This is a genomic window from Candidatus Jordarchaeum sp. (assembly GCF_052745115.1).
Map to the genome: position 1 here is coordinate 1 of NZ_JBRAKS010000043.1, position 16,679 is coordinate 16,679.

The 16,679-nt window shown below is 33.3% G+C and carries 16 protein-coding genes; 11 read left to right on the forward strand and 5 right to left on the reverse strand.

Features of this window, described 5'->3' with window-relative positions; translation table 11 throughout:
* Positions 1-175: 175 nt before the first annotated feature.
* Complete coding sequence (locus ACUVXA_RS04870; RefSeq protein ID WP_445870118.1) at positions 176-1,060, forward strand: glycosyltransferase family 2 protein; 885 nt, start codon at positions 176-178, stop codon at positions 1,058-1,060.
* A 7-nt stretch (positions 1,061-1,067) separates the two neighbouring features.
* Here the strand turns inward: ACUVXA_RS04870 and ACUVXA_RS04875 are convergent, their stop codons facing one another.
* Genes ACUVXA_RS04875 through ACUVXA_RS04885 form a run of 3 tightly spaced genes read right to left on the reverse strand, consistent with a single transcriptional unit; the run spans position 1,068 to position 3,193 of the window.
* Positions 1,068-1,760, reverse strand: coding sequence for a glycosyltransferase (locus tag ACUVXA_RS04875; protein ID WP_445870119.1), 693 nt, complete (start codon positions 1,758-1,760; stop codon positions 1,068-1,070).
* A gap of 15 nt (positions 1,761-1,775) precedes the next feature.
* Positions 1,776-2,489, reverse strand: coding sequence for a glycosyltransferase family 2 protein (locus ACUVXA_RS04880; protein ID WP_445870120.1), 714 nt, complete (start codon positions 2,487-2,489; stop codon positions 1,776-1,778).
* A complete protein-coding gene (locus ACUVXA_RS04885; protein ID WP_445870121.1) occupies positions 2,486-3,193 on the reverse strand; it encodes a glycosyltransferase family 2 protein in 708 nt (235 codons plus the stop codon). Before ACUVXA_RS04885 ends, ACUVXA_RS04880 begins: the two co-directional genes overlap by 4 nt.
* A 27-nt stretch (positions 3,194-3,220) precedes the next feature.
* On the opposite strand from ACUVXA_RS04885, the gene ACUVXA_RS04890 reads away from it, so the two are divergent.
* The 10 genes from ACUVXA_RS04890 (at position 3,221) to ACUVXA_RS04935 (ending at position 13,972) form a co-directional block, all read left to right on the forward strand.
* Complete coding sequence (locus ACUVXA_RS04890; RefSeq protein WP_445870122.1) at positions 3,221-4,201, forward strand: polysaccharide deacetylase family protein; 981 nt, start codon at positions 3,221-3,223, stop codon at positions 4,199-4,201.
* 64 nt (positions 4,202-4,265) lie between these two features.
* Positions 4,266-5,138, forward strand: coding sequence for a glycosyltransferase family 2 protein (locus ACUVXA_RS04895; RefSeq protein WP_445870123.1), 873 nt, complete (start codon positions 4,266-4,268; stop codon positions 5,136-5,138).
* 326 nt (positions 5,139-5,464) lie between these two features.
* Positions 5,465-7,054 carry an ArnT family glycosyltransferase gene (locus ACUVXA_RS04900; RefSeq protein WP_445870124.1) on the forward strand — a complete coding sequence of 530 codons (1,590 nt, stop codon included), beginning with the start codon at positions 5,465-5,467 and terminating at the stop codon, positions 7,052-7,054.
* A gap of 46 nt (positions 7,055-7,100) precedes the next feature.
* Positions 7,101-7,472, forward strand: a complete 372-nt coding sequence (locus tag ACUVXA_RS04905) for a GtrA family protein (RefSeq protein ID WP_445870133.1) — start codon at positions 7,101-7,103, stop codon at positions 7,470-7,472.
* The gene (locus tag ACUVXA_RS04910; protein WP_445870125.1) at positions 7,469-8,173 is read left to right on the forward strand and encodes a polyprenol monophosphomannose synthase; all 705 of its coding nucleotides are present in this window, start codon (positions 7,469-7,471) and stop codon (positions 8,171-8,173) included. Before ACUVXA_RS04905 ends, ACUVXA_RS04910 begins: the two co-directional genes overlap by 4 nt.
* A 57-nt stretch (positions 8,174-8,230) precedes the next feature.
* Positions 8,231-9,130, forward strand: a complete 900-nt coding sequence (locus ACUVXA_RS04915; protein WP_445870126.1) for a glycosyltransferase family protein — start codon at positions 8,231-8,233, stop codon at positions 9,128-9,130.
* Positions 9,127-10,863 (forward strand): ABC transporter ATP-binding protein, encoded by a 1,737-nt coding sequence (locus ACUVXA_RS04920; RefSeq protein ID WP_445870127.1) that lies wholly within the window; start codon positions 9,127-9,129, stop codon positions 10,861-10,863. The genes ACUVXA_RS04915 and ACUVXA_RS04920 overlap by 4 nt, the downstream gene beginning before the upstream one ends.
* A gap of 515 nt (positions 10,864-11,378) precedes the next feature.
* Positions 11,379-12,020: a hypothetical protein gene (locus tag ACUVXA_RS04925; protein WP_445870128.1), complete on the forward strand. Its 642-nt coding sequence runs from the start codon at positions 11,379-11,381 to the stop codon at positions 12,018-12,020.
* A 13-nt stretch (positions 12,021-12,033) separates the two neighbouring features.
* On the forward strand, positions 12,034-13,122 hold the full coding sequence (locus tag ACUVXA_RS04930; RefSeq protein WP_445870129.1) for a glycosyltransferase family 4 protein: 1,089 nt from the start codon (positions 12,034-12,036) through the stop codon (positions 13,120-13,122).
* A gap of 127 nt (positions 13,123-13,249) precedes the next feature.
* Entirely contained in the window at positions 13,250-13,972 is a 723-nt protein-coding gene (locus tag ACUVXA_RS04935; protein WP_445870130.1) for a hypothetical protein, read from the forward strand.
* A gap of 66 nt (positions 13,973-14,038) precedes the next feature.
* On the opposite strand, the gene ACUVXA_RS04940 is transcribed toward ACUVXA_RS04935, so the two are convergent.
* On the reverse strand, positions 14,039-15,244 hold the full coding sequence (locus tag ACUVXA_RS04940) for a glycosyltransferase family 4 protein (RefSeq protein ID WP_445870131.1): 1,206 nt from the start codon (positions 15,242-15,244) through the stop codon (positions 14,039-14,041).
* Between the two features lie 50 nt (positions 15,245-15,294).
* Positions 15,295-16,401 carry a glycosyltransferase family 4 protein gene (locus tag ACUVXA_RS04945; RefSeq protein WP_445870132.1) on the reverse strand — a complete coding sequence of 369 codons (1,107 nt, stop codon included), beginning with the start codon at positions 16,399-16,401 and terminating at the stop codon, positions 15,295-15,297.
* Between the last annotated feature and the right edge of the window lie 278 nt (positions 16,402-16,679).

The following is a 16,679-nucleotide window of genomic DNA, read 5'->3' on the forward strand; positions in this document are numbered from 1 at the left end:
CTGCTTTGTTGTTATAACATACAAAGATGATATCAACCACGTAGGTACCTAATTAATTTATTATAGGTATATTACTCTATAATTGAAAAACACTTTTCGAATAAATATAATTAAAATATATATCGTAAGGGAAATATGTTAAAAAATTGACATTCTAACAAAAAATCTATAGGCCATGAATCAAAAGGTCAATATAATTATCCCAACATTTAATAGGAAAAGTTTTTTAATTAATACTCTGCTTTCATTCAACACTCAAAGTTATAAAAATTTCGAGATAATTGTTGTGGATGATGGCTCAGAGTATAACCTTTCAGAGGAGATCAGTGGACTGGGATTAAATTATAAAATTATTTATTTCTATATAGACCACCATGGTCGTGCAAGTGCAAGAAATTATGCAATAAAAAATGCAGCCGGTGAAATTCTCCTCTTCTTCGATGATCATTCCAGACCATCTCCTGGGTTGATTGAAGAACATGTGAAAGGGCATTATAAAAAAAAGAACCATGGTGCACTCAGGGGAAGGATTGAATATATAAAGGATTTTTCTGAATCTTTAAATCTCATGAATATCCATTTTTGGCATAATCTACACCGCAAAATATTCCAGAACAACCCCATTGTGGCTTTTGGAACCCACAATCTCTCCGTGAAAAGGGAAGTGATATCAAAGATAGGAGGCTTCGATGAGATTTTTAATTGCTATGGGGGAGAGGATCAGGAATTTGGTATAAGGATTAAAAAAGCTGGGTACAGGATCGGTTACCTACCAAAAGCAATTACCTACAATATCAGGATACCAAAGAATAATACTGAAATTCTCACCCGTGCTGCTGAATCCGGAAAAATGGCTGCATTACTGATAAAAAAACATCCCGACTATAAATCACAACTGGGATTTCATCTTCTTAACCGAATTCTCATAAAAAATAGTAAAAATTACAATTTATACAAGGATTTCGTCACCGGTATAATGGACACTGAAAAGGTAAAAAATATAAAAAAACTAAAATTTATTATTTACTACTTTTCTTTACAGGAAGCACTCTTGGGCTAAGGAAGTTTTATCGTATCCTTTTAGTCTCATTAATTTGTTTATAATATTCCCTATACTCATTTTTCTCTTCAGAACGACATGAACGAATGTCACCCAGATGTTTCACCTTTACAAGGGGATAAGCATATACAATTTTATTTCCCCGCCTCCGAACCTTGATCTGATATCTGGTCCAACCCCCCATCTTACCGTAACATGTCGGGATATATCCATATTTATAAACAATAGAGCTCCGGATAAGATAAAAGCATCCCCCACCCCATCTAGCCTTTAATAAAAGACGTCCATTAATATTTTTAAGTCTTTTAGGATTGAAAGTATTGTCGTACCAATGATGCCCGTGACATATTGCAACATCAGGACAGTGGTCCATAATATCTACCAATCTTTCAACGCCATCCTCTGGAACAAGGGTATCGTTATCGATCTTACCAAGGTATTGGTATCTGTGCATATAATTTTTCCAAAAATCATTTGTTGGTATTGATAATCCAAGATTGTCCTTTGAAAATATTATATCAATTATTCTGGGCTCCTTTTCTTTTATCTCTCTGAGATAATCGATCATTCCTGCTTCTGTACTGCCATTGTCATGTATTACAATGTGAAAAGGGTATTTATTACACAAAATTGCCTCTATACTTTCCTTAGTGTATTGAAGCCTGTTAAATGTAAGCATTAAAAATATTACTTTAATCATTACTGAAAATCACCTTTATGGAACTTTTCTTTTCCCATGCTTGAAAAAAAACCTTTTGCTTAGAAAGATTTTATTTGCCTGAAACCCGTACTTATCGTGCTGTAAATACGATCCAGTAACAGGGTCATAACCTTCAATATGTTCACCAAATACATCAAGTAATTTCCAGCATTCAAGATTTTTTGTTAATTGCCGGCAATTTAATGCTTTTTTATACCCTTCTTCAAATAAATCCCTTTTAATAATATAACATGAAACAGCCTTTGGTATTCTTACACAACTGAGTTCTTCATTATTATTGTAAGAAATCATTTTCAATGTTTTCTCGTCATGTGGTATTCTTTCTTTAAATCCCCTGCGATTAGCCATTAAAACATCAACATCCAATGTCTTTAATATAAAAACCATTTTTAAAAGCCAATCTTTTGTTTCCATGAAGATATCATTATCAAGTTGCATAATGAGATCACCATCTGCGTATTTAAACCCAACTTTCATCCCCCCAAAATCACCAACATTCCTTTTCAAATGCACAGGTTTAACTTTTTCATACCAATCATTTGGCATTTTTTTTATCCAGTTCAGCCATTCTTTGGTCCCATCTCTTGAACCCTGGTTTATTATTATATGTTCATAGTCATCATACCCTGTATTGTATCTCACACCATTTATGCATTTTATAGTATACTCAAGCCTATCGAATGCTCTTGTTATTATTGAGACTTTCATAATACGTTTCCTCTCACTGCACTCCTGATTAATAATTTAGCATAATATTTTACCTTTATATACATAATTGTCTTTTTTCGTATGCGATCATTAACACTTCTTGAAGTTATTGAGTTTTCACTGTAACCAACGAGCACAGTAATATCATCTCTATAAAATATCTTATCTGTCTTTAAAAGCATTCTGCACCACATATCCCAATCCTGAAGACACTTTAAATCTTCATTCCAGTAACCAACCTTCTTTATAAGATCTCTTTTATGTATGACACTGGGTGTAGGGATAAAATTTCTTTCAGCAAGTTTCTTATATGAGAATCTCCCGCCATACCATGGTAGAGTTCCATCATCCTTTTTCAATCGAGTTCTGGAATATATAAAATCATAGCTTTTTAAAATTTCTGGAGATATTGAGAGATGATTTGGCAACCACTCGTCATCATCATCTAAGTAAGCGATATAATTACCATTTGAAACATTTATACCAACATTTCTACTGGCAGCTGCCCCAAGATTATATGTATTTTTTATATAAACTATATTTCTGAATGGAGGTATATACTTTTTTAAATCCATTTCTCCATCATTTACAATTATCAATTCCCAGTTGTCATTCTCCTGATTTAAAATGCTCTGGAGGGCATTTTTAAATTGAATTTCCCTTCCACAGGTAGGTAATATAATAGAAATAAGATATTCATTCATTCTTCTAACCAGTGATCATGAACAATAATGGTAAAAAATTATAAATTTCTATCACGAATAATACCTTATTTTATAATAAAAAAAATATTTAAGTTCCATCTCATTTTACCCTTCTACCATATTGTAAGTGATGTCGATATCCCCCATGTAAAATATCTTTATAAAATTAAGAATATAATAGAGTTTAAAAATGACATAGATTTTTTATTAAAACATTATGTCCCGATATCAATAAATGACCTCTATGATTCCATTTATAATAGTAAGTCTCTCCCTTCAAGAGCATTTCATCTTACTTTTGATGATGGATTTAAAGAAATCCATGAAATAATTGCCCCAATTTTATTAGAAAAGGGAATCCCGGCCACATTCTTTTTAAATACAGATTTTATTGACAATAAAAATCTATTTTACCGATGTAAAGCCAGTATACTATTGGAAAAAATCAATAATTTTAACTATTCAAAAGACCTGGAAGATGAAATTAAAGAATACCTTATAGAAAACAATGCGTTTTTTGAGGATATAAGAAAAAGTATAAGCAGGATAAATTACAATAATAAGATACTGCTGGATAAAATAGCATTAATTCTTGACATAAACCTGGATAATTATTTAAAAAAACAAAAGCCATATCTTACGTCAGAACAAATCAAAGAATTATTAAAAAACGGCTTCTCAATTGGAGCACACAGTATTGATCATCCAATGTATGCTAATATACCATTCCAAGAACAGATAAGACAAACAGAGACAAGTATTAACATTTTAAAACAAAAGTTTAAACTGACTTATAATCTATTTGCCTTTCCTTTCAACGACAGAGGGATAGAAAAAAAATTTTTTAATGAAATAAAGGGTTTGGTAGATATATCTTTTGGAACAGGGGAATTTTCAGACCCTGATTGCTACACCCATTTTACGAGAATACCAATGGAAATACCCATACTTAGCACACATAATATAATAAAGATGTTTGCGTTAAAGAATTTAAGATATTTTAAATAACCTTAAAGATATCTCTCGTTTTATAGAACTAGTTTTCAAATTTCGTCAATTAACGGAGGTTCTAATGACAAAAGTAGCAGCTTTAACTTTGATGAAAAACGAAGCGGATATATTACCATTCAAATTAAAATTTATGGAAGACCAGGTTGATTATTACCTGTTTTTAGACAATGATAGTGATGATAATAGCCTTGAAATTGTCTCAGCGCATCCAAAAACAGTTTTCTGTGATATCATTAAAGAGACATACCGAACAACACTTAGGGATATACTGATTGAAAAAGCACAGGAATTCATAGGAAATGAAGATTGGATGGTATATATTGACCCAGATGAGGTTCCCTTTTTTAATATCAAAGATACTATCCAAAAAATATCCTCTGAATATAACTGCGCCTTAATACATCGTCCATTTTTCTTCTTCACAAAAGAAATGTTTATTAAATGGAATGAGGATAAAGAATATCGAGAAAAAATATTGAACTTTGATATAAGAAATTATAATTACTTTGCAAATACTGACCATGGTGAAATTAGAATGGTAAAAAATTCTAAAATAAATGGGGAAAGATTAAAACTCACTCAACTGAAAATGGCAATACCCCGTCCGGATCCTGCAATAATCTTCGATGGCGAATTATATTTTGGTCACTACCAGTACAGAAATCCAGAGCAAATGAAAATACGATTAGAAACGAGAAAGGACGCTATCGAGAGGGGAAGTCCAAGTTTTCATTATTATACAAAAAAATGGGGAATAGAAGATTGGGATTATAAAAAACTATTTGTCCCTCAAAAAAAACTGATTCGATATGATTACGATAAACCCTTCACTATGAAAAACTTGAAACTTAAAAAGATGAACAAACTATTTTTCAGGCTATTTAACCCAAATAAGTTATTACTTTATTATGCGAAATACCTATTCAGAAAATAAAAAAAATTATATTTTCAAAATCTATAAATCCATAACAAAAAAATATCAGAGAGCCTTAGATTTTTAAATCTTAAAAATAACGTTTTTTGTACCAAAGTTTTATTTTATCAATCCGATTGTTCTAAATTGATATATAGAACTTTCCTTATCAACTAATTCCTTACTCTTTTTCTAGCTTCTATTCAGGAAAAGAAATAAAATAAAGGAAATCGGTAGAATCAGGATTGCAAATATTGTAAATTCTGTTGTGTGCAAAATCTCCTCGAAAATAGCTAACAACATAATTTAGGGAGAGATAATAAATATAAATAATGATTCAACCTTACATGAAGATCGTAAATGCCTTCTCTTCCAGAAAATTTTACTTTTTCTTTGCTATTATTTCTCTTGCTTTCTGGGCTTTTGCTACGTTTTACGGAATCCGTAAATCCTTCGCTTTCGGCTATGACGAAGGTGTGTACCTTCAAACCGCATCACAACATGCCAATGGGCAAAATCTATATAAACCACTCTTCCTTTCCCAGCCTCCACTGTTGGTCGAGATATTGAGCATCGTAATTCGGATGTTTGGGCCAAATGTTACAGTCACAAGGTCGGTAAACATATTCTTTGGAATTATCATCCTTGTATCAGTATTCTTCATTTCAAAAGAACTTTTCAACCTGAACACTGCTCTTCTTGCACTGATATTTTTAGGGGTAAATTTCCATTTCATAAAATGGACAAAAGAGCTCAGCACCAATATCCCATCGCTTGCTTTTGCACTACTTACTATCTATGCAACCCTTGTTTTCAATAAAAAAAGAAAGCACATCTGGATCATCTTCTCGGCATTTGCTTTTGGCATTGCAAACACCTTCAAACTCCTAGAAATATTTTTCATCTTCCCCATAATCTACCTGCTGGTCACAGCTCCTCTAAAAGAGCCCCGAGTTTCACGCATTTTTAGGAAAAGTAAAATTCTTATCAGGACTTTTTCGGAGAAATCCAGGGAAGGGAAATTTTCAAAACTATCATCAATAAGTGGTGGAATCCAGTGGAGTGGATGGTCCTTTGCAATTAAAAATGTTCTTCTCTTCGGTGGAGCCTATTTTGCCACTATATTGATTATCTTACTCAACTATGATCTCGGGTCGTTGAAAGCCCAGGTTTTTGGATTTGGCTCTTCACAACTATTCGTGATATCTATAAGAAGGGCAGGTCGTTATTTCGGCAACGTATACATAGCTAGCCAGGTTGGTCTATTTTTCCTCACTTTTGCAGGATTAGCAACTCTGTATTTTAATAATAGAAGAGTGTTTATTCTTCTGATTATCTGGATTATTTCACAGCTCTTGTTTCACATTCTTATGTCAACATGGCTCTGGCCTCACCACCTTATTGTACTGATACCTGTATTCTCAATGGTAAGTGCCTTCTTTGTCAACTCAGCAACAATGGAAACATTCCCTGAAAAAAGAAAGGTGCCTCAAAATAGGGTTTCTGCTTTTCTCCTGCTTCTCCCACGAATTATAATGATTATTCTCGTGACCGTAACTCTATTCCAGAATATATTCCTCAATTCTCGATACATGAAAAAACAGATAAGAAGAGGTTATATTGAAGAAGAAATATTCCTCCTCGAAACGATAAGACAATATACGGAGGAACAGGACCTGATTGTATCAGATGTTCAGATTGCAAATTTTCTTACAGGGAGATTTACAGATCCTAACCTTGTCGATACATCATATAAACGCATAAAAACAGGAAATCTTCGAGACAGTTATCTAATAGATAAATCGAAAAATATGAAAATGGTGATCTTCTGGAACAGGAAGCTTGAATTACTCAAAGGATACCACGAATTTGTAAATCAAAATTTCAAGCTTATTTATAAAAATCAGGAAAAGGAGATTTATCTTTTTGACCAATAAATTATACCAATTAAGATTTTTAACCCTACGATTCTCCAAGTTTGGAATGGTTGGTGTTATTGGATACATGGTGGATAATTTAGTTTTTTTTATGCTATCCAGATACATTAGTAGCCTTGTTTTTCTCACTTTTCTTGTACCATTTTTTTCATATGAACTCGCTATGTTTAACAACTACACACTAAGCTATTACTGGGTCTGGAAGGACAGAAGATCAAAGGACGTTCGTTTCATAAAAAAATTGATATACTATAACATTACAACATTTGTTCCTTTCATATTCAGAATGGTGATTTTTGTCCATCTTTTCAGGGTATTTGGTATAGAAGGTATTATAGCAAATATGATAGCAGTTTTGTTTGGAGTAATTTTTAACTTTTTTGTATGCGAGAAGTATATATTTAAAATAAAAAAATGAAGACCCTTGTAATTCTTCCCACATACAATGAGAGCGAGAATATTGAAAATATAATAGAAGCTCTACTTGAAAATGAGATCAAGCCAGACATACTGGTAGTAGATGATAACTCCCCTGATGATACAGGAGAGATAGTCAAAAGGATTGCAGATATTACAAATAGGGTAAAACTGCTGTCCAGAGAAGGCAAGCTGGGCCTGGGCTCAGCATACATTGAAGGGTTTAAATATGCATTGAAGCACAATTATGATTACATTTTCGAGATGGATGCAGATTTTTCTCACAATCCACAAACACTTAATGATTTCATCAGAGCAATCGAAGAAGTTGATTTCGTTATAGGTTCGCGATACATTAATAAAGGGCAGATTATTGGCTGGAATTTTTGGAGATATTTTATTAGCTTTGGTGGAAACCTACTCGCAAGGTTGCTCCTAAAAAGCAGAATCAAAGACATGACAAGTGGATTCAGGTGTTACAGGCGTAAGGTGCTTGAAGCACTGGATTTCGATGAGATTCTCTCTGAAGGGTATTTCTTCCAGGTTGAAATTCTCTATAGAATTCTACTCCTTGGCTTCAAAGGAAGGGAGATTCCCATTGTATTTAAAGACCGTGAAATGGGGGAATCAAAAATTTCAGTAATGATTCTCTTTGAGGCGCTTCGAAATCTTCGCAGGATAAGGCACCTGAAAAAACCTTAAAAATAAAAACATTATAATTGATCTATAAATACTATAATTTGAGTAATAAGAAATATTATGAAAGTTTTAATGGTAGCAGTTTTTAACGAAAGATCAACTAATGTGTCACAGGCTGAAGCTTTCGAGCGACTCGGTTTAACGGTTATACAATTCAATTACAGGGAATTTGCAAAAAAAGAAGGGAATTGGAAGCGAGATAGAAAAATAGTTGATATATGTCGTAGAGAAAAACCCAATTTTACATTCTTCAGCAAATGTAATGAGGTTAAGGGGAATGTTGTAAGAAAATGTAATCGTATATGCCCTACAGTTCTCTGGTATATGGACCCGTTGAATAACAACTTTAATAGAAGCCTAATCAAAAAGATCAGGCACTGCTCATTAACGTTCTGTGCACTTCAAGTACCCTTTCTTGAGGCAAAAAATTATTCGCCCTCTGGAAATATATATTTTTTACATGAAGGATTTGATCCAAAAGTAAACATTTCGATCGATATCCCAAAAAAATATGATGTTTCATTTATCGGTACTCTTAGAGGGGAGAGGATTAAATATTATGAGCAAATAAAATTCCACTCGTTTAACAACGCTTACGGAATAAGACATTCATATATAGTTAGCCAAACTAAGATCAACCTAAACTTTACATATAAAAATCATGGGACTTCTGATAGAACATATAAAGTTCTTGCAAGTAAGGGTTTTCTTCTGACAACACCATGGATTAATATGGAAAATGATTTTGTAATAGGTAGAGACCTCGATATATTTGAAGACCCGGAAGAATTAAAAGAGAAAATTGTATATTATCTCAAAAGAGATGATATAAGAAACGAAATTGCCGAAAATGGGTTTAAGGCTGTGCAAAAATTTTCTCTCGATAACTGGGCAAAGGAAATAGTTAATAAAGTAATTGCCTTTAAAAGTAATTTCAGACCAAGCAGTTTAACTTTATGAAAAAACGAATAATTGACGAAGGAACTAGATGGGTTTTGCAGTTTATAAAGAAATATACCTGGATTTTTGTAGGTATCATTTTTTTGCAATTTATTGAAAACTATTCTTTTACCTTTTTGCCGAGGGTCAGCACTAACTTCCTTTTCGAGCTGTTTACCCCTGAAAAAATACAACAGATTTATAAATATTTCTTCCTTGCCCTTTTAATAATCTTTATAAAGGGTACCCTCGGTTATATTACATCATACTCTCTCAGTATAACAACAGAGAATGCAGCAAACAATCTTCGTGTTAGATTTTTCCAACACCTGGTTTACCTTCCTCTCCATTATTTCAAAAAAAACAAAACAGGAAATATCATCTCCATGGTCATCGATGATATCTCCAAAATCAGAGTAGAGCTCTATGAGAGCATCGTAAGAATAATTTCACAGGTAATCTTCGTTATCATAATCTTAGTAAAACTGATTCTATTGAATCTCCTTTTAACAATCATAAGTTTTTCAATAATTCCTGCTCTTTATATAACACTGAGAATAGTTGGTCAAAAAATGAAGCAGACAAGTGCAAGACTTCAACAAAATATTGCAAATATTTCTTCAAACCTTCATGAAACTATAGGTGGGATTGATGTCGTTAAGAGCTTCGCAAGGGAAGATTATGAGGTAGAAAAGTTTAGAAAAACTTCTTCAAGATATAAAAATACATCATTGAAACTCAAAATACTTCAAAACCTTTTCAAACCCCTTAATGAGATGATATTTTATTTTTTTGGTTTTATACTTATAGGAATTGCAGGATTTTTCATTATTCGAGGTGATTGGACTGTAAAACATCTGACCGAATATCTTATCCTCTTGGGTATTCTCTTTACTCCTATTAACAATATTCCAAAAACCCTAGCAAACTTCAAAGTAGTTAGTGCTTCAATTGAAAGGGTTTATAATGTAATTAAAGAAACAAATACCATTAAAGAACCACCTCATGCTATAAAGAAAAAGACGAATGGTAATATTAGGTTTGAAAATGTTTGTTTCAGCTACGATGACAAGGAACCTGTGCTGAAAGATGTAAGCTTCGAGGTAAAATGTGGGGATGTAGTAGCAATAGTTGGTTCATCTGGAGCTGGAAAAACAACAATAGTCAATTTAATTCCCCGTTTTTACGATCCTGATAGTGGCAGGGTGGTAATCGATGAAATAGATATAAAAGAATACAGTATTAAAAATCTACGTTCTCAGATAGGAATTGTTTCCCAGAATGTCGCGCTCTTCAATGATACAATTTATGAAAATATACGTTACTCAAAGCTTGATGCAACAGAAGAAGAAATTATTCAAGCGACAAAAAAGGCACATGCATTTGATTTTATAATGAGACTGCCAAATAAGTTTGAGACAGTGGTGGGAGAAAGGGGAACAAGACTTTCGGGCGGGGAAAAACAAAGAATAGCAATCGCGAGAACAATTCTTATTAATCCACGGATTTTAATACTCGATGAGGCAACATCCGCACTTGATTCAGAATCTGAATATCTGATACAACAAGCTCTTAATGAGCTCATGGAAGGTAAAACCTCCATTGTCATTGCACACCGTCTCTCAACAATAACCCATGCAAAAAAAATCCTCGTGTTATACAATGGAACTATTAACGCAATTGGCACTCATGAGTATCTTTTGAAAAACAACGAAATATACAGGCGATTGTACGAAAGACAGTATTTTAAATAAATATAAGAAATGACAGATAATGATAATATTTCTAGTTCTTTTTATTTTGTACAGATACCACATGGAAATACTGAAAAGGCTATTCACGTAAGGGCTAGAATTAATCGGGAGATAGGGTCAGCAAAAAAATTTTTACAAACAAATAAAATCCCCGGCAGAGAGCTTTTTTATGAATTGATAAAAATCATTTTATCAAGATATTACCACCTTAATCAAATCAATCAAATCGAAACTCTATTTGAAGATGCGTGGGCATATGAGGCAACAGCTGAACTTTTATACAACAAAAATGAAAGAAATTTGAACAGGATAAATTCCAAAAATCTAAGGAAAATCTATCCAACAACTATTTTACGAAGAACAAGATTGATTATAAAATATGCCAAATGGGGACCTCCCTTCCCGGAACCTATTTATATACAGGAAAAAATTCTTGAATATCTTGTCGACCGGAGATTTGATGAAAGAAATATGGTCATGGTGGATGGAGCCCGAAGAATTGTTGCGGGGTGTTTATGTCAACTGAAAGAGATGAAAATAATCTTGATTACCAGAAAAAAATTAGAAAACTACAGAAAAAAGTCAGAAGATTATCCTGGTTCCCTTCATATCAATCCTTTTCCGAAATTGGCATAAAGGGAAAAAGGGATGATAATGCGCGATACAGGTTCATGGACCTGGAAAAATGCAGAAATAAAACTGTGATTGACTTCGGGTGGAACCTTGGACAAACCTGTCTAAAAGCTTATAAAGCCGGTGCGAAAAGAGTAATAGGCCTTGATAGCCAGAAAGATGCAATAAAATTGGCCAGAGAAATTGCAAATCTTTCAAACACCCATATTGAGTTTTATATTGTAGATTTTAATCGAAGAGACTATCAACAAAAGATACTGGAATTGCTTAGAGGAGATAGAGTGGACATATCATTTTTTCTTTCCATGTATAGAACTAGGGAACTTAAAGATAGAAATGGATTGTTTAACTTTATCGTTTCTCTTACAAGTGAAGTGATTTTTTTTGAAGGCCACGCAGATCCTGGACTAGATACAGAAAAGTATTACTCAGAGCTCTTCAGAAATTTTTCGGTAGATTATAAATTTCTAGGTTATACACAGGGGAACTCAAGACCATTCTACGAAGTCTATCCTATAAAATAAAAAGATATCTCTTATGACTTCAATCGGTATTGTCACTACATGGTTTGAGAAAGGAGCTGGATATGTTTCAAAACAATTTTACAACATTCTAAAAAATCACTTCAGAGTTTATATCTATGCAAGAGGTGGTGAAAGAACTGCCAGAGGAAACCCGGAGTGGGACTTTGAAGGTGTCACATGGGCGGAGAAGAGGTTTGGAGAATCAATGACAGGGGTTGACCCCGAGCATTTTTTTAAATGGATTGATGCAAACAGTATAAAACTCGTTATTTTTAACGAACAGAATGACTTTCGCATCTTGTATGAGTGCCGGAAGAGATCACTACCTATAATAGCTTATATCGATTACTACAGAAAAGGTGATATAGATAAGTTTAAAGTTTACAATGGATTAATTTGCAATACAATAAGGCATTATTCGGTATTTAAAGAATTTCCTAATGCTGTGTACATTCCGTGGGGTACCAATGTCACCCTTTTCAAGCAAAGTCCTCTTAAAGAGAAATATAAAAAAGTTATTTTTTTCCATAATGCGGGATTTCTGGGTAAGAACAAGCGAAAGGGAACCAAAGAACTTCTGGACGCATTCAGAAAAATCAAAAACAAAGATAAAAGACTAATAATTCATTCCCAGGTATCACTGGCAGGACTTGGAATCAGACATTTTATATATTCTGCTTTCTCTCCACGAATCAAAATTATTAGAAAAAATGTATATGGATTGTTTCATCTCGGGGATATTTATGTTTATCCCACAAAACATGAAGGAATCGGGCTCACCATATGTGAAGCACTTGCATCGGGAATACCAGTTATAACAACAAATAGTCCACCTATGAATGAGTTCATACTCGATGGATATAATGGTAAACTTATTGATGTTTTGAAATATGTACCCCGGAGTGATAACCATTACTGGGATGAAGCCATTATTTCAATCCCGGATCTTAAAAAGAAAATGGAATTCTTCCTGGACCACAGAGAAGAGATAAACACATATAAAATAAACGCAAGAAATTATGCTATTAAAGAACGGGACTGGAATAAAAATGGAATTGCTCTTATAGATTACATTAAAAGTTTTCTGAAACCTTCAGAATAAATCAGCGTTTTGAATAAAAAAATTAAAATAGAATGTTGATAACCACAATTATTCATTATAAGGAATCAATTTTATCTGGTGGAAGTGGAAAAAATAATAAATTAAAACCAATCTGGAAGGCGAAAAATTGTACAAACAAATAGTAGATTTTAAAAGAAAATGGAATATCAACAAAATAGTTGGCCTAATGATGCTTCACTATTTCAAATGGCCATGGTGTCTGGAAGAACTAACTCATTATGTTGATGAAATATACATCCTTCTCCACTATTCACCCAGCTTCAGAGCCGAATGGCCTAAAAATGTACCTAAGGTGAAAGACTTTATAGAAATAAATGTAGATGTTGAATGGGAAGTAATGGAGTGGCGAAAACACCAGGGTAATTTCAGAGAAAGTTTATTGCGGAGATTGGACGACGTTAGACCCGAAGTTGTTTTCTTTCCCGATGAAGATGAATCCTTTCCCGAACCTGATTATTTAATAAAGGATCTTGATAGATTAATCGCATCCAAAAAAGGTCAGCTAGCATTTAAAAGGTGCAATTTCTGGGATTCTAGGGATATGGTGAGAAAGGATAAATGGGTAACATATTATCCCCATGTTAAAATTTTTAAATGGCAGCCCGAACTTACCTATGTTCCATATATAGGGTTTAACAGGCTCACAAGTTATGGTCAGAAGGAAATGGTAGCTAAAGCCGCCCTTAAGCACTATGCTTACATGAATAGAGAGGAAAGGGAAAGAAGATATTATGAACTTTATAAAAATAAAGAAAAAACATTTAAAGGTCTTCTGGAAAAACCCAAACTCGTGAGATATACAAATCCCTTTAATGTGCCCAGGACATAAATAAAAAATAATAGTATATATAGACTCTGGATAAAAAACATACTTTTTCAAATAAGGTTAAAGTTATTAGCTTTTCCTCAAAAGAAGACTTACATATACTTCCGAGACCCGTTTTGCATGCAATTTAATATTATACTTTCGTTTAACTCTTTCTCTTCCAGCAATTCCCATACTTGTGCGAGACTTCTTATCGACTATAAGGCTTTTAAGTGCCATTGCGAGAGCAACATGGTCTTCAGGAGGAACAAGCAACCCCGTTTTGCCATCTTCAACAATTTCTCTCATTTCACCAACTTTGGTGGCTACGACAGGTAATCCCGCAGCCATTGCCTCTATTACTACTCTACCGAATACCTCTGTTAGAGCCGGATGGCATAGGATATCGCTTGCTGCAAGTATCCCTGGGATATCACTTCTATACCCAAGAAAATAAAACATGTTATAGAGATTCTTTTTCTCAATATATCTTAAGACCTCTGCTTTATAACCTAAATACTTGCCCTTGGCATCTCCAACTATAAAAAAATATATATCCTTCATTTCTTTTAAAAGCTCAGCAGCCCTAACAAGTACCATAAGACCCTTCCTGGGTTCAATAGAACCAATAAAACAAATGACTGTCCTCTTCCTACCCTTTTCTGAGAAATCAGAGTGAGAGCTTAATTTTTTTTCTTTTATAAAAACATTACTCTCATAATTCATAAAGAGTTTTGATGGACTTTTGTCTTCATAAATTTTTATATCCACCCCATTTGGTATAAATACAGCTTTTTTCATACCACTAAATAACTTAAACTGCTCTTTGGAGATCAGAATTACACGGTTAGCCAAAAAATGAATCAATCGTGCATAGTATTTTTTTCTCCCAAGATATTCACGTACATGCCAAACCACTGGTTTTTTAAACATCCTGGAAATTAGAACCGGCCAGGTATTCACTACAGAATTAATATGTACAAGTAAAGGTTTTTCTTTTAAAATCATTTTGATGAAAGAAACAACTCTGGGCCTTTTCAGAATTATGAAGTTAACTTCCGAGGATTTTATCATCTCTTGTATTGGACCAGACTTCGGGAGAATAAATAGCGGGTAAAAACCAAAATCCGGAAGTATCCTTGCAAGTTGAAGGAGACTAACAGGTGCACCTGAAAGATTTGAATTATGAGAAACAAGAAAAACCTTTTTTAAAGACGAATTCCCTGACCAATGATTACCATACTTTCTATAGTCAGTATTACTTTTATTTACCAACATAGGGTATTTATAAATCACTTTTCCACTTGCATTATGAATAAACAATCTGAATAGAAAAACTTACAAACCTAACCTTTTATCAGGCATCTATAAATCTCATCGATTTTTCGGGCCATAATAGAGGACTGAAAATCGCTTTTATATTTATGATAAGCATTTTCACCCAGCATTTTTCGATAATCTGAATCCTCAACAAGTTTTATAAGTTTATCAGCAAGATCTTTAATATCATTCTTACCGAAAAGAAGTACCTCCTTTCCATTTTCGAACATCCAGCTTACTGAAGGTATGTTTGTAGTAATTATTGGCAATTTTTTAGACATTGCCTCGATAAGTACATTTGAACAACCTTCAAAAGTTGTTGGTAGAACAAAGACATCGAATATCTTAAGAACACGATCCCCCCTTTTTACAAAACCCGGGAAAAACACATAATCGTTTAAATGGTTTTTCATCACAATCCTCTGAAGATTTTTCTTTTCAGGTCCATCTCCAATTAAAAGAAGCTTTATCTTCTTATTTGATTTATTCTTTATTATTTTAAATGCTTTGATAAGAATATCGAGACGTTTGGTTCTATTAAGTCTGCCAAGATTTCCTATTATTAGATACCCTTTTAACCTATATTTTCTCTGTATTTCTCCAATTAATTCATCATCATCACCAGCATCTTTATAACCATTATAAACAACCCTTACCCTCTCCTCAGGAAAACCATTTCTAATAATAATCTTTTTTTCTTCCTCGGATACAGCTATAAGCAGATCTGCATTATTTTTTGCAATAGAGGCCGCGAGTTTATAGTTAAATTTTCTCGAAAGAAAAAAACCTTGATATGCTGAAAGATGAAAGATTATAGGAGTACTCGGGAGCACTTTTCTTGAGAAGAGAATGAATTCATGTGCAGCATGGACATGAACAAGATCAATACCATATTCTTTCTGGATATCAGATAGTTTTTTCTTATATATGTATATCTTTTTGAGTATATTTCCCCTAATGATAGGAAACTCTACATAGCATATATTCAATTTTAGAAATTCATCCAGTATTTTTCCTCCAGGGGCAAAAAGAATTGTATTGTAATTATTTTTCTGTTCTCTCAGAAGAGTTAAAACATGTTTTTCTGTTCCACCCCCAGCCATATATGGAAGAACATGAACAATGGTTTTCATGCCTTATTCACCAAAAATTGTGATTTACCCTGATAAAACTATTCTTTAATTTATTTCAAATCTTATTTTGTCATTCTAATATAATGATAATGTACATTACAGGTAAAAATGAGATTTTATTGAGTACAGATGGTTGTGCAGTGGACAGGATAATCGAGGCAGTGCAGAGTATCACCTAAAAGGACAATCTAAAAGTATTATTCAAAGGTAGCGTTAAAACCTGATTTAAAAAAGCTCCTTCTCTGAAAAGACCTCTGCAGAAAAGATGTAAATTTCCG

Coding starts and splice junctions, on each gene's coding strand:
- ACUVXA_RS04870 (WP_445870118.1), top strand. CDS start 176: ATGAATCAAAAGGTCAATATAATTATCCCAACATTTAATAGGAAAAGT.
- ACUVXA_RS04875 (WP_445870119.1), bottom strand. CDS start 1,760: ATGATTAAAGTAATATTTTTAATGCTTACATTTAACAGGCTTCAATAC.
- ACUVXA_RS04880 (WP_445870120.1), bottom strand. CDS start 2,489: ATGAAAGTCTCAATAATAACAAGAGCATTCGATAGGCTTGAGTATACT.
- ACUVXA_RS04885 (WP_445870121.1), bottom strand. CDS start 3,193: ATGAATGAATATCTTATTTCTATTATATTACCTACCTGTGGAAGGGAA.
- ACUVXA_RS04890 (WP_445870122.1), top strand. CDS start 3,221: ATGGTAAAAAATTATAAATTTCTATCACGAATAATACCTTATTTTATA.
- ACUVXA_RS04895 (WP_445870123.1), top strand. CDS start 4,266: ATGACAAAAGTAGCAGCTTTAACTTTGATGAAAAACGAAGCGGATATA.
- ACUVXA_RS04900 (WP_445870124.1), top strand. CDS start 5,465: ATGAAGATCGTAAATGCCTTCTCTTCCAGAAAATTTTACTTTTTCTTT.
- ACUVXA_RS04905 (WP_445870133.1), top strand. CDS start 7,101: ATGGTTGGTGTTATTGGATACATGGTGGATAATTTAGTTTTTTTTATG.
- ACUVXA_RS04910 (WP_445870125.1), top strand. CDS start 7,469: ATGAAGACCCTTGTAATTCTTCCCACATACAATGAGAGCGAGAATATT.
- ACUVXA_RS04915 (WP_445870126.1), top strand. CDS start 8,231: ATGAAAGTTTTAATGGTAGCAGTTTTTAACGAAAGATCAACTAATGTG.
- ACUVXA_RS04920 (WP_445870127.1), top strand. CDS start 9,127: ATGAAAAAACGAATAATTGACGAAGGAACTAGATGGGTTTTGCAGTTT.
- ACUVXA_RS04925 (WP_445870128.1), top strand. CDS start 11,379: ATGTCAACTGAAAGAGATGAAAATAATCTTGATTACCAGAAAAAAATT.
- ACUVXA_RS04930 (WP_445870129.1), top strand. CDS start 12,034: ATGACTTCAATCGGTATTGTCACTACATGGTTTGAGAAAGGAGCTGGA.
- ACUVXA_RS04945 (WP_445870132.1), bottom strand. CDS start 16,401: ATGAAAACCATTGTTCATGTTCTTCCATATATGGCTGGGGGTGGAACA.